At 60.0% G+C, this 12,532-nt stretch carries 15 protein-coding genes and 3 pseudogenes; 10 read left to right on the forward strand and 8 right to left on the reverse strand.

The genetic code is table 11. The annotated features are described in order from the left end of the window. Complete coding sequence (locus ACM42_RS02435; protein WP_128948206.1) at positions 1 to 342, reverse strand: hypothetical protein; 342 nt, start codon at positions 340 to 342, stop codon at positions 1 to 3. A 93-nt stretch (positions 343 to 435) separates the two neighbouring features. On the opposite strand from ACM42_RS02435, the pseudogene ACM42_RS02440 reads away from it, so the two are divergent. Further along, positions 436 to 1,499 (forward strand): annotated as a pseudogene (locus ACM42_RS02440) (IS110 family transposase). A gap of 526 nt (positions 1,500 to 2,025) precedes the next feature. Here the strand turns inward: ACM42_RS02440 and ACM42_RS02445 are convergent. After that, a complete protein-coding gene (locus ACM42_RS02445; protein ID WP_164937349.1) occupies positions 2,026 to 2,187 on the reverse strand; it encodes a hypothetical protein in 162 nt (53 codons plus the stop codon). A gap of 502 nt (positions 2,188 to 2,689) precedes the next feature. Here ACM42_RS02445 and ACM42_RS02450 point away from each other — a divergent pair. The 4 genes and pseudogenes from ACM42_RS02450 to ACM42_RS38575 all read left to right on the forward strand — a co-directional run. Next, complete coding sequence (locus tag ACM42_RS02450) at positions 2,690 to 3,037, forward strand: hypothetical protein (RefSeq protein WP_128948204.1); 348 nt, start codon at positions 2,690 to 2,692, stop codon at positions 3,035 to 3,037. Between the two features lie 77 nt (positions 3,038 to 3,114). After that, a complete protein-coding gene (locus tag ACM42_RS02455) occupies positions 3,115 to 3,351 on the forward strand; it encodes a DUF2188 domain-containing protein (RefSeq protein ID WP_128948203.1) in 237 nt (78 codons plus the stop codon). Positions 3,352 to 3,493: 142 nt separating this feature from the next. After that, complete coding sequence (locus ACM42_RS02460) at positions 3,494 to 3,877, forward strand: hypothetical protein (protein WP_271526499.1); 384 nt, start codon at positions 3,494 to 3,496, stop codon at positions 3,875 to 3,877. Positions 3,878 to 3,905: 28 nt separating this feature from the next. Then, a pseudogene (locus tag ACM42_RS38575) lies at positions 3,906 to 4,196 on the forward strand (DUF2513 domain-containing protein); the annotation flags it as partial. 108 nt (positions 4,197 to 4,304) lie between these two features. Here the strand turns inward: ACM42_RS38575 and ACM42_RS02465 are convergent. Continuing rightward, positions 4,305 to 4,847: a hypothetical protein gene (locus tag ACM42_RS02465; RefSeq protein ID WP_245471675.1), complete on the reverse strand. Its 543-nt coding sequence runs from the start codon at positions 4,845 to 4,847 to the stop codon at positions 4,305 to 4,307. A gap of 156 nt (positions 4,848 to 5,003) precedes the next feature. Here ACM42_RS02465 and ACM42_RS02470 point away from each other — a divergent pair, with 156 nt between their 5' ends. From ACM42_RS02470 to ACM42_RS02490, 5 genes are all read left to right on the forward strand, one after another. Beyond that, positions 5,004 to 5,198, forward strand: coding sequence for a hypothetical protein (locus ACM42_RS02470; RefSeq protein WP_128948200.1), 195 nt, complete (start codon positions 5,004 to 5,006; stop codon positions 5,196 to 5,198). Between the two features lie 14 nt (positions 5,199 to 5,212). Then, positions 5,213 to 5,932, forward strand: a complete 720-nt coding sequence (locus tag ACM42_RS02475; RefSeq protein ID WP_128948199.1) for a hypothetical protein — start codon at positions 5,213 to 5,215, stop codon at positions 5,930 to 5,932. Between the two features lie 40 nt (positions 5,933 to 5,972). Next, positions 5,973 to 6,533: a hypothetical protein gene (locus ACM42_RS02480; RefSeq protein ID WP_128948198.1), complete on the forward strand. Its 561-nt coding sequence runs from the start codon at positions 5,973 to 5,975 to the stop codon at positions 6,531 to 6,533. Positions 6,534 to 6,580: 47 nt separating this feature from the next. Beyond that, positions 6,581 to 6,757: a hypothetical protein gene (locus ACM42_RS02485; RefSeq protein ID WP_164937348.1), complete on the forward strand. Its 177-nt coding sequence runs from the start codon at positions 6,581 to 6,583 to the stop codon at positions 6,755 to 6,757. Positions 6,758 to 7,112: 355 nt separating this feature from the next. Further along, entirely contained in the window at positions 7,113 to 7,712 is a 600-nt protein-coding gene (locus tag ACM42_RS02490; RefSeq protein WP_128948197.1) for a hypothetical protein, read from the forward strand. Positions 7,713 to 8,149: 437 nt separating this feature from the next. Here ACM42_RS02490 and ACM42_RS02495 read toward each other — a convergent pair. From ACM42_RS02495 to ACM42_RS02515, 5 genes and pseudogenes are all read right to left on the reverse strand, one after another. Further along, a pseudogene (locus ACM42_RS02495) lies at positions 8,150 to 8,918 on the reverse strand (integrase core domain-containing protein). 32 nt (positions 8,919 to 8,950) lie between these two features. Beyond that, on the reverse strand, positions 8,951 to 9,760 hold the full coding sequence (locus ACM42_RS02500) for a hypothetical protein (RefSeq protein WP_128948196.1): 810 nt from the start codon (positions 9,758 to 9,760) through the stop codon (positions 8,951 to 8,953). Then, the gene (locus tag ACM42_RS02505) at positions 9,757 to 10,059 is read right to left on the reverse strand and encodes a hypothetical protein (protein WP_128948195.1); all 303 of its coding nucleotides are present in this window, start codon (positions 10,057 to 10,059) and stop codon (positions 9,757 to 9,759) included. The genes ACM42_RS02500 and ACM42_RS02505 overlap by 4 nt, the downstream gene beginning before the upstream one ends. A 3-nt stretch (positions 10,060 to 10,062) precedes the next feature. Next, positions 10,063 to 11,436, reverse strand: coding sequence for a phage tail tape measure protein (locus tag ACM42_RS38580; RefSeq protein WP_430641887.1), 1,374 nt, complete (start codon positions 11,434 to 11,436; stop codon positions 10,063 to 10,065). Between the two features lie 20 nt (positions 11,437 to 11,456). Then, entirely contained in the window at positions 11,457 to 12,425 is a 969-nt protein-coding gene (locus ACM42_RS02515) for a head maturation protease, ClpP-related (RefSeq protein WP_128948194.1), read from the reverse strand. Between the last annotated feature and the right edge of the window lie 107 nt (positions 12,426 to 12,532).

Here is a 12,532-nt window from a genome sequence, read left to right on the forward strand (position 1 = left end):
TCACGCCACCAGATCGGCCCCGCCCTCTCTGACGCCTTCCGCCACGGCGCGCGCGCCGTAGCCTAAGACACCAGTCTTGGGATCGTAGGCGAAGTCCCTGAGCGCCTTGGCGCGCTTCTCGACCTCGTAGGCCGCGAAGATCAGCCGCTCCTCTACGCCCGCCGGAAGGCTCTCCGGATGGGCTTGCTTTAGCGCGATCTCGACAAGGGTTGCGGCGATGTCCGCCGCTCGGACCAGGTCGCAGATCTGCTCCTCGAGGTTTCCGTAGTGGTTGCGGGAGGGCTCCGGGCGGGCATCGGCGCCGGGCAAACGTGTGCTATTCTCAGAAATAGCCTGAGGCATGGGTCATGTCCTTGCTAATGGGATGGTCCGGCCGTGCTCCTGCCCCGCCAGCAAGCGAAGCTGGCAAGGGGCGCCAAAGACAAGGAGCACGCCATGTCACAGACACCCAATACCGCGATCGCCGTGATCGGCATCGATATCGGCAAGAACTCGTTCCACGTCGTGGGCCACGATGCGCGCGGCGCCATCCTGCTGAGGCAAAAGTGGTCGCGTGGCCAAGTGGAAGAGCGGCTCGCAAATATACCGCCTTGCCTGATCGGCATGGAAGCCTGCGTCGGGGCACATCACCTGAGCCGCAAACTCGCATCGCTTGGTCACGATGCCAGGTTGATGCCGGCCAAATATGTCCGCCCCTATAGCAAGGGGCAGAAGAACGACTTCAATGATGCCGAAGCGATTGCCGAAGCCGTGCAGCGCCGACGATGAAGTTCGTCGCGACCAAGACCGCGGAGCAACTGGATCTGCAGGCGCTGCACCGGGTGCGCGAGCGGCTGGTGTCGCAACGCACCGGCATCATCAACCAGATTCGCGCCTTCATGCTGGAACGCGGGATCGCCGTGCGCCAGGGTATCGGCTTCTTGCGCACCGAACTGCCCACCATCCTTGCGACCCGCACCGATGCCGTGTCGCCACGCATGTTGCGTGTCATCGAGGAGTTGGCAGGCGACTGGCGCCGGCTGGATCAGCGCATCGATGGCCTATCCGGCGAGATCGAAGCACTGGCCCGTCAAGATCAGGCATGCTCGCGCCTGATGACGGTGCCTGGCATCGGGCCGATCATTTCGAGCGCCATGGTGGCCGCGATCGGCACTGGAGACGTATTCTCCAAAGGCCGCGACTTCGGCGCTTGGCTCGGACTGGTGCCCAAGCAGATCTCGACGGGAGACCGCACGATCCTCGGCAAAATCTCGAGGCGCGGCAATCGCTACCTGCGCGTTCTGTTCGTGCAGGCGGCGTGGGTTGTGCTGGTCAGGATAAAGAACTGGGAACGTTACGGGCTCAAGTCCTGGATCGAAGCCGCCAAAAGGCGGTTGCACCACAACGTGCTCGCGATCGCGCTCGCCAACAAGCTTGCCCGCATCGCCTGGGCGGTGCTGGCCAAAGGACGCACCTTCGAGCTGACGAGGACCGACGATGCAGGCGTCCGACCCGCTTGACCCTCGCGCCGGGCTCGGCGCGGTCAAGGCGCAGCCTGGCAACGCCGGAGCCAGCCGCAAGCCAAGCGCGACGGCTGGCCTTGACCGCCCCTGCGCACGACGCGATCGACGTTCTGCGGGCCGGGACGAAGGAACGGCCCTTGGCTCGAACAAAGGAACTGAGCGATATGAGGAGCAAACGATGACGTAGCCCCACATTCCAGCCGAGGTCTGCGAGAGGATGAGACGAGATGGAGGTTCGGTCTTCCCGGCGCATGCGAACACTGGTGACCCAAATGGCCCAATCGAGGCCTGTCCGCTAACGAGAACGCACGCGCGCTGATATCCATGGTGGCCCGGAGCAAATGCTCCAATCAAAGGCCGGATACATTGATGCAAGACCGCTTACCGCCAGCTCGGCAAAACCACTTGCAACGCACGGCCGGACCATACATGGTCAGGCCCGTCCGCGGTGCTTCCAACACCACGGCGGGCCGCTCGTCATCCGAACAAGCGCGCGAATCGTACAACAGCCGCTATGGCTGGGTTAGTCGTTGCGGCGGCGGTTCTCACCGGCCTTGTGCCTTTTACGCATCGCGGTCGCGAAGCGCTCGCCCATGCTGAGCTCGGGCTCGAGCTGCGCCGACGGGGTCATATTCGGCGCATGCCGCCGCGCCCGCCAACGGTCGATCTCGTCCAGGTCGAACATACCGTTGTCGGGATCTGGCTTTGGAAAGCCGCGGGCCCTGGAGCCTCGGCAGGATCTCGTTGAACCGGGCGAGCGTGAGGTGAAGTCGGCGGGCGGCTTTCTCAGGCGGGACGTCGCCGGGGTCGACGCGGAAGCGGATATCGGAGGAATTAGGCGAGGCAGTACTCACGCCGGCCAACCGAATCGGCGCGGCCGCTGGCAGAGCGGGCAACACGAGTCAACGGTCGCGTCGAACGCTTCCACGGCAAAGATTCGGTTCACAGAACCTTGAAAGATGGAACGAATGTTCCCAATTCTCGGGGTCCGGATGCGCGCATCACCAAAGGATGCACGTGTCCTGACATAGAGCGGCCCGGGCGATGGTTGCAACACCGCCCGGGCCTAGATCCCAACCTTGGTGGCAGGGAATATGTGATTACATGGCCAGTATCTGTTTAGATAGTGCCCAACTGTCAAGTGGTCTCTGCGTCCATGCTGCCATGCAGCTGAACGGACCAGAACAATGGCAGTACTCTTCAAGACCAACTCGCCGAAGGCGTTGCTGAACGACTTCAAGGACAAGATCGATAAAGGCCATGTGGTTACATGGTCTTACGACAAGGACGGCGATTTCACGCACACGCCTGATCAGTGGCGAAATGTTGCGTGGATGAGGCCGTCGATCGATCTCGGCGGCTTGAGGTTCAACATCCTCGGGAGCACCAAAACGATCACCACAAAGGCGATCTACGGCGTCTTCCACGGTCGCTTGGTGGAATCGCTGGTGACACACAGCCAGCACCTCTTCACCGACGCGTCGACAACGGCGCTGGCGACCAATAGCGACCACATCACCACCAAGGTGGCCTGAGCCACGATGGACCAACAGCCGCCGGCTCTCTTCGCCGGCGGCTCGATCTTCTTCATCAGCAGCAAAAGGTGCCTACGATGTCAAAACGACAAGTCTTTCACTCCGTCCCCAAAGGCAATGGCTGGGCCGTCGAGCAAAGCGGCAAGGTGGTTTCCAATCACCGGACGCAGGCGGCTTCGGAGTCGGCTGCGATCAAAGCCGGCCACCGCGCTCAAGACAACGGCGGTCTCGGTCAGGCTGTGCTCCACAAGAGCAACGGCCAGATCCGCGAAGAGCGTACCTACGGCGCGGATCCGCGAAACATAAAAGGTTGAAAGATGAGCATCGCCGGCGTTGCTCTACGGAGCCAACGCCGGCGCCGACCATTAAAGGGAAAGACAAATGGGACGATCAGAGGAAGGGCCGCGCTTCTGGCCCAACAACCTCGAGGCGCAAACCGCGATTGCGGCTGCGATATTGCGCGAGTTGTTAGAGACTGGAATCACCCGATCGGATCTCAGCGTCGATCAGTTTCGGAGCGACATCCGCGAAGCCGGCTATCCAGATCCCGCCGATTTCGAGGGGTTTTTCACCGACATCATGATTTGGCTGAAGGATGAGGGCATCATCCGCTTCGGCAAGATCTCCGACGATGGGCGGGGTGGCGACATGTTTCTCGGTGTCGCGATCACCGGCCACGGCATGAATTTGTTGGGAAAGAAGATCGACGCCCTGAACGGAGCTTCCGCGGCCGAAGTCATCATGGAAAAGAAGGACAAGAATGCCTCCGCGCCTCAGCTGGTAACACTTGGCGGGTTGATAGGCGGAATCATCGGCGGATTTACGAAATCAGCGAGTTGATCCGGAGAAGTGAAAAATGAAACGCGATATGGAGCTAATCCGCTCGCTGCTTCTAAAGCTTGAAGCGCTGCCGAAGGGGCATGTGGCCAGAGTCGTCATGATCGGAGGGGCAAGCCCCGAAGTCGCAATCGACGGAGCAACAGCCGAGGCGATCGACTATCATCTATCGTTGATGGGCGAGCATGGTCTCATCGAATGCCCGCCTCCGTATGGGACGAATGGCGGTCGAATTACATTCCGGAGACTTACCTGGGCGGGACATGATTTTCTGGACTGGGTTCGCGATGACGAGATTTGGCGAAAGACCAAGCTTGGAGCGCAGCAAGCTGGGGGTTGGACGTTCGATCTGATTAAGGATCTCGCGAAGGGCTTCATCAAAAAACGCAGATCAAGAAATACACAGAGGTCGAGATATGACCCGGGCCTCTCACGTGTCAATCTCTTTTGCGTGCAGTTTTCCCTCAACTCGGAGGCGCTCGACAATCACGCCTCCTCGCACGGCGATAAAGCACAGCGTCGCAAGATCCCTAGGCTCCAGGTCTTTCGGATTTTTAGGAGGAGCGACAGTCGGGCTATCACTCCGGACCTTTGCGTAAGTTGCCTGAACTATATGCTTCGCTTGCGGTCCGAGCGCCTTGTAGAGGTCGCTGACCTCTTGATCGCCTAAACGCATATCAAGTCTGTGGGCGAGACGGTTTCGCAACCCGCCGATCGCCCGGAGCGCAGTCGCGAATTCGTCGTGCAGTCCCAGGGTCAACGCGAGCCGGAGAGTGCCGGCGAAATCCATCTCCGAGAACTTAACGTGCTTCGCTTTCGGAGCAGCCCACAAGACGAATTGCTGCAGCTCGTGCTCTATGTGGATGTGTGCACGGATCACAATTCCGAGGTCGTCCTCGCCCTGGAGCGCGGAAAAGAAGGACGCGTCTCGTTCCTTAAGACCATCAATCAGGTTATGGGCAATCGTCGGCATCAGGCCATGTTACCCGACAAACGTGATTCGTTCGGAATGCCCAGCCCTGTGAATAGCCGGGATAAGCGAGCCTTTGCTCCCCTGCACGCGCCGAGGGTGTCATGCTTCGGGTCTCGCGAATCGCGCGTGCACGTTGTCTAGATCGAGGCCGCCTCTGTGAACCCGTTCAAGAACATCATAGTAAATCTACAAGCCTCCGGCATTTCGGCCATTGCCTGCATCTGGCTGCTCTGCGTGACGACGCTCGCAATATTGGCGCCCGAAAATGGCATGTCGAGAACAGCGCTGAATGCTCTTTTGATCTTCGGTGGCATGCTGGGCAGTTCAATGGTGATTGCGCGTCGCGAATGAAGATTGACCGATCAATGGATAGCAAGGAACCAGTTGAGCCAACTCTCGCAAGACTGATGGGCTACCTGCCTGCCATCACTACGTTAGCTGTGCTCGTGCTATCCGTCTTCAACATTGGCTATTTCTCCAAAGTTGGATTGCATTTTCTGGGAGTGATGGATCTTACGAACCTCGTATATTCGCTGAGCTTTATCATCGCCATCATGGCCGGCTCTCTCGGAGTTTATTGGTGGGGCGACTATTTCGAAAGCCTACTTAAGAATATTGGCGAACCAGCGGGCCGCAAGAAGATTGCCTGGATCGTCGGCGTGTTCGTTGTCATGATGGTTACCCTCGCGTGGGGGCTCTTTCACTTTTATCCATCGACCAAGCCCGTGCACTTTCTTGGCGATCGACTGGCTGCAGTCGCATGGGTCGTCATGAGCGCTATGTTAGTTGCTGCGCATTACGTGCGCTGGACCAGAACAAGGCGCATCGGCATAGGAAATGGATTCTTTTCGTTCGTAGTAGTCGCGCTGACGATATATTGGGTCGGAAGGGCCGTAGCCGAACACGAGCTCTACATCGTGACGACGTCTTACGCCTTCACGCTGAAGGATCGCACCGTACCAATGACGGGAAAGATCCTCCGGGCCTCATCTAGCGGCTTTCTTGTGTTCACTGGCAACCGCGTCGCGTTCTTACCCTTGGGTGAAATAAAAGAGGTAAAAGCCGCAGACGAGTTGGTGGACTGACGGTAGCACGGCGACGACAGACTCTAGAGAGGCCAATACGATGGAGACACCCGATCAAGCAAGCGATCCGTCAGCGAAGAGCAAGTTTTCGACGGCGCATTACGCCGCCGTGGTGTCGACCATCGCGCTGGTAGCCTCTGGCGCAAGCGCGTTCTTTACAATGCGCAACTACGAGCTGACTGCGGCGAAAGACCAGCGCGAACTGCTTGAAAAGTCACCGATGGTCGACGTGCAGCTAAAGCCGAACGGTATTGCGAAGAGCGCGAACCTAATGATCTACATTTTCAATCGTGGCGACACCAACATCGTGCCGCAGGACATCACAGCCCTCCACCTGCTCGAGGAAGGCGAGCTCTACTTGTCGAGTTCGCAGCAGAGCGTGGACATGCTCAACGTGTTCCTCAGCCTCAACTCGATGGGAGTCATCCCACCGAAGGGTAAGGGTACAATGAAGGCAACCGTGTCTGGTGTAACTGATGGGAAGGCTGACTGGCCTGCCAACGGCGTTGATCTCACGTTCAGCGTGCGAATCCGGCTCGCCGACGAAAATGAAACGATAAAGACCATAAGCGTAACCAGAGAGATTAAGCCGGGAAACTAAGGCGGTACGGCCATCACGACGATAGCCGACAAGTTGGGAGAATGATTGTGACCGAGAAGCAGAAGACTAAGCTCAGCGATGGCGATCAAATCATCTTTAAGTTGGATGGAGGTAAGTGGACCGCACACGTCAAATACTCGAGCGGAGGAATCTCCGGTCGCGTTGTGCCATTTCCTTCCTTTGATGCTGCGGTCGCCGCCCTTAAGGAAGACCATCCCCTATGAGCGGCGTCATACGCAAATTTTGGGAAGATCTCGGCTACGGCCGAAAGTCCAACCGGGTCTTCTATGTGTCCGCCTTAGAAAACCTTCCCTCCCCGCGTCCCGGCGTCGAGTGGAGAGAGGACACCCAGTTCCGACAGGAAGAGGCGATCGAAAAGAGCGCCAGCTTCGCGCGTGTGGTTGAGGCTGCGTTGCGAGACGGTGTCGTTTCGGTTGACTCTGCGGTTGGATCCTAGCGCTTGTAGACCTTAGAGGGAGCCGAACGGTGCTGCCGCTACGGCAGCACCGCGATCACACGTTCCGCGATTGCGGTCGGCTGAACCGTTCGGTACCCCTCGCAAAAAGGAAGTCCAGTCAGATGACCGACGATTACAAGCCGATTTCCATATTCGAACGTCGACGCCGAGCTCCATTTCATTTTTTAGCTCGAGCTGACAACGCGAGATTTTCCGCTTACCTGCTATCGACGATGCCGACTGACGAAGGCGTAACAGCTAGAGCGGCCTCGATCGGCTACGGCGGCACGCCGTCAATAGCTCTGACCGAGGCGTTCAACCGGGAGCCCTCGATTGCGTTGGAGCTCGTCATCAAAGCAGTTATCGCTCAGCGGCTTGAGGTCGGCCACGACCTTGGGCAGGTCACTAAGGTGCCGGCTAACCACAATGTCCCGCACCTATGGGTAATCGCCGGGCTTCCGCAACTGCCGCCGGAAGACTCGGGCCGTCTCGTGATCGCGCGCGTTTACCTCATGTGGGCAAATCGATATCCGGCGCCAAATCGCGACGAAGACGGCTACCGAGATGACGCGGATTTGTGGCGACGTGCCCATGTTCCAGTTGGTGCTGCGGGGAATCTGAAACGGAGGGTCTCGTTCGCGTGGGACGATGTTAACCGCCTATACAAGATTGCGGACCGCAGCATTTGGGATATTCGCAAGTGCGCGGGGCTGTCCGATTAGACCCGATTGATGTACATTTTTCGACCGATTGTGTCATCGGGCCAACAGTGAATGACACGCGTCGAGATCGCGTTGCGCGTGACCGTCGTGAGTTGGGCGAAGCCGCCAACCCAGCAAGGAGTCCGGCTGGCCGCGTGATCTCGAGCCGCGATCCGGCGCTGGGCTGCCAGAGCTGCGATGGCGTGCCCTTCGAGGGGCGCCGGCGCCGCAGCCAATGCCGATCGGATCTCTTGCTCGTCGGCGTCGCTGGCGCAGGGGCATGGATTAAAGCCGCGCGGCATGTCAACGACCTGCCAGGGCGCGAGGTGGTTGCTTTCGGATTGAGTTAGCGTGGTGATACGGAATCCGCTGGGGCCTTGTGTCTCGGACACACCTGCAACGGACACTTCGAATGGGCTACTCTGGCCAAACTGTGCCAGTGACCTTGCCCCCAAGTTTTATCCAGTCCTGAGTTCGCTCCGGCTGTTGGATTGACCCGGGCGGGCGGTGGTAGCGACGGGAGCTGGCGCGGAGCCATCGGCATAGCGCAGCGCCAGATCACGTCGCGGGTTGCAGGTGAAGGCGAACTCCGATGGTGTTTTCCATCCGAGTTGCGAGTGAGGTCGCGTATCGTTGTAGTCGGCCCGCCAATGTCCGAGTTCGACTCGGGCCTGGCCCAGCGACGTGAACAGCGTCTCGTTCAGCAATTCGTCTCGGAGACGGCCATTGAAGCTTTCGATGAAGGCATTCTGCGTCGGCTTGCCGGGCGCGATGTAATGCCAGGCGACGCGGCTCTGATCGGCCCATGTCAGGATGGCGTTGCTGGTCAATTCGGTGCCGTTGTCGCTGACCACCATTTTGGGCTTGCCGCGCTCGATGATCAGCCGATCCAGGCCCGCGGCTCGCTCATCCCGTGGGCAGCCACGAGATGTGCGACAGCCTTCCGCTTGGCCGCGGGCGTCACCACTTCTTTCCCAGGAGGTCCTTCAAGGCCGCATTGTCCAGCATGGCGTCAGCCAAAAGCCGCTTCAGCCGCGTATTCTCGTCCTCCAGCGTCTTCAGCCGCTTGGCCTCCGACACCTCCAGCCCACCGAACTTGGCCTTCCATTTGTAGATGCTGGCGTCGCTGACGCCGTGCTTGCGGCATAGATCGGCGACCGACACGCCGGCCTCATGCTCCTTCAATATCCCGATGATCTGCTCGTCCGAAAAGCGGCTGCGCTTCATGCTCTGGTCCTTGTCGTGGGCCAGAGCGAACTTCAAACTGGATTAAGCCCGTGGGGCAAGGTCACCAGACGGCCATCGAGCTCGTGCAGTATGCCTCCAACGGTGTGCTTGAAGTCGTCGAAGCCCGTCGCCGGCATCGTCGATAGCGCGAGCGACACTGACTGGAACACCATTAGCTGCTCAGCCCGGATCGTCGCTGCGCATCTGAATTGCGGCAGCAGGACCACCTTGGGGCAGATCGCCGTGATGGTCTGATCCGACGTATCCCAAACCAGCGCATCGGAGACGAGGTGGACACCGTCCGAGGCGACGATCAGGTTTGCTGCTGACATTCGTAACTCCCTCGACACGATGGTGATTGGCCGAACATTGTTGACGCATAGGGAGCCACCGAGAGCCAGACCTGCGCCGATGAGCCCGGCCGCCCCTGGCAGCCCCATCGCTCCCGCGATGACCCCGCCCAACGGTGCCGCGAAGGCCGCGACCGCAATCAGCGCGACAAGGCCGATCACCTGTTTGGTGGTGTTGCCGCCGGCGCCACCCAATGGATACGAGACGAAATGAACGTTGTCGTTTGCCACGATGCGCCGGCGCGACCAGTTCTTCCGCAACACCGGTTCGCCATTGATCTCGAGGATGGTCGGGAGGCCCTTCCGGAACTGCCAGCCATAAACGCGGTCGCGCCGGGCCCAGCCCGTCCGGCGCAGAAACGCCGTCACGGTTTCTCGCGGGCGCGGTGCCTCTCGCGCGACCTCGAGACCGGGCATGACGAGGTGAAGCACCGGATGGCGGCCGGCCGAGGCTCGGCGCTCGCGATGGCTTGCGCGGGCAACCCGGCTCATGGGCGGAATCCTTCGATCGGACCGACAATGTTGTGAAAGCGCTTTAGCTCGGTCTTGAGAGCGGTGTTGAGGAAGCTGACGTACACGACTAGCTCTTCAGCGGTCGCGCCGAGTCGGTGCAACGTGTCGAGGCGCTTTGGGACGATCTCGCTATAATGCACGTCGAGCCAATCTTCCGGATCCATACGCCTGGCCGGCGAGGCCTCAATGCAGAGCTCAGAAAAGATACCGGCGCACTTCCTGGCATCGAGGGCGCCTTGCTCGCGGAAGTCGGCGATTGTCGCGACGCGATCCCCCATCTCTCAAGACCCCATAAACTGGCGAACGCCATATTGGTTTTTCAGCACACGCGAACCGGCACCAGAAGAAAGGGACTGTCCGACGGAATCGTCCATCATCTTCTTGAGCGTGACCGTGACATCGCCATTGGCGTTGCGAGACGTCGATGCTTCGGCTTGAACGCCGGTCTGATTGATGACGTTGACGACGACGCCCCCGGACGATCGGTTATCGTTGGCGGCCCCGCCGGCGGAGACGCCGAGGCGACCGTCTGCGCCGCGGCGAAGCGGCATCACCGCTTCGGGTCCAGCCTCGCCCATCAAGCCGGTGCCGCCATTGGCCATTGGGAATAGCGTTGGGATCGAAACAACGCCACCGCGCGCGAACGGGATGATGTTGCCGCCGGCGAAGATGTTGCCCAACGCGCTCGGAGCCACCGGGCCATAAAATGCGCTGCCCGCAGTTCCTGGGAGCCCGCCACCGCCGCCGAAAATGCTCGCTACTCCGGAGCTCAGACCCAAGCTGTTGCCCCAGTATGGAGGGCCTGCATCATCGGCTGGATGATGGCGATCTTCACGATCATCTCTTCGATCGCGCGAATGACGAGCTTCGACATATCCTGGAAGCCCTGCCCTATCGACTTCGTGCCATCGACGATATCGGTCATCCCGGTCACCAGCTGGCCGGAGACCGTCGAGGAGAGCCCGCTGAGGGCTGCATTGGTGCGCAGCCCCTGCCTCAACGCTACCAAGTGCCGTCGCGACATCCGGATAAATGCCCCGCAGTTGCTGCGCGATCTGGACATCATCCGGGCTCAGCAGCGCAGTCTGCTGGCCAAATCCGACGTTGTCGTTCACCGCCGCGATCGCAGCTGCCAGGGTAACCTGGCCAAGCGCAGCAGCTTGGGCTTTGATCGCCGCAATGTCCTGCGCGGTCAGTCCCTGCTTATTGCGCAGCGCCCCCGCCAGCCTAGTTTGAACGGCCGTGTACTCCGCCGCGGCGCCGGCGGACATCCCGAGCGTCTCGGCTTGGATCCGTGTCGTATCGGCCTGCTGCTTCATCGCAGTGATGCCGAGCGCGTTCTCCCGCGCCAAAGCCTTCAGCGCATCCGCCTCCCGATCGGTAATGTTGATGTGGTTGAGCCGAGCCGTAGCGATCTCGAGCTCTTTTTGACGGATAACATCGGAAATCGAGGCCATGCCGCCAAGAATCCCGATGCGCTGCTGCTCGAGGCCGATCTGCTGCTTCAGCACCGCCGGGTCGACGCCATTTCCGGCAGACGGCGATTTGAGGCCGACGGCGTCGTAAAACGAACCGGCTTGGGCATTCGTGAGAACGTTGCCGGCTGCTGGTCCGGAGCGAAGCAGATTGCCCTTCACATCGACACCGGCGGCCATTGCGGCACGCCGCGCCCAACTCATCGCTCCATCGTTGAGACCATCGAAGAAGCCGTAGAGCGAAAGAAAAACGGACGTGAACTCGATCTTGAAGTCCTTCCAACCCTTGTTCCAGGCCTCATCGAAGGCGCGGGCACCTTCGCGACCATAGCCTCCTCGGCAACACTTCCGAACCGTGCCGCCGCTGAGGGCGCGTGCGTCGACTCGGAGGAAGGGTCGTTGGAGAAGCCAGCAAAGCCGCTGTGGAGGAGTCCCTTCGCCTGACTTCTGGACATGCCCATCGATCGCAACGACTGCTCGAGCTCGGTCTTCGTGGCTTGGAGTCCCTGTCGCTGCGATTGCTTCAGGATGTCGGGGGTTTTGGCAAAAATGCTGAGATCGAAAGCCGCCGTCGGTTCGTCCGGATCCGCGATTTGCTCATCCGCGAGGCCCGCATCGATAGCTTCAATCGGCGTGAACCACGTCTCATTGGCCATCCAGGCGTTGACCTGCTCGAGATCTTGACCGGTGCGAGCGGCATATGTTGTGGCGAGCGCGCCGTCGATCTTGGACAATAACCCCGCCGTATCAGTGTGGGCGTCGACGTTTCCGACGGTGATGCCCCAGCTTCTATGCAGCATAAAGAAGCTGTTGGCGGTCATTTGTATCTCGTGGCCTGCCATCGCGACGATCGATGCCGCGCTCGCCGCGAGCGCCATGATTTTGACGGTCACTTTGCCGGGATACTCGACCAGGCTGTTGTGCATTTGGATCCCGTCGAAGACGTTGCCTCCGGGCGAATTGATTTTTACAACGAGGTCGCCTTTCAACGACGTGAGGCGCTCATGAAATGCTGCTGCGGTGACATCCCAGCCGATCTCGCCGAAAACAGTGATTTCGGTGGCTCTGTCAGCCGCGCGCACATCGAATCCAGCTCCGAAGGTACGCGCAAAGAGGCGCCGTTGAGCGGATGGCCGTTTGTCGGTCGGGAGTTTGATGCTGTTGCGCATTTCGCGCGTCGTCCTTGTCGGCAAGCGATCACGGGCCTCGTGAGAGGCAGGTTTTCAGCTTGTGCCGGCGGCATCGCGCAGCCAGCGACAAGGATCTCGTCATCACC

It is taken from the genome of Bradyrhizobium sp. CCBAU 25338, from assembly GCF_028128965.1.
In the GTDB taxonomy this organism is placed as follows: domain Bacteria; phylum Pseudomonadota; class Alphaproteobacteria; order Rhizobiales; family Xanthobacteraceae; genus Bradyrhizobium; species Bradyrhizobium liaoningense.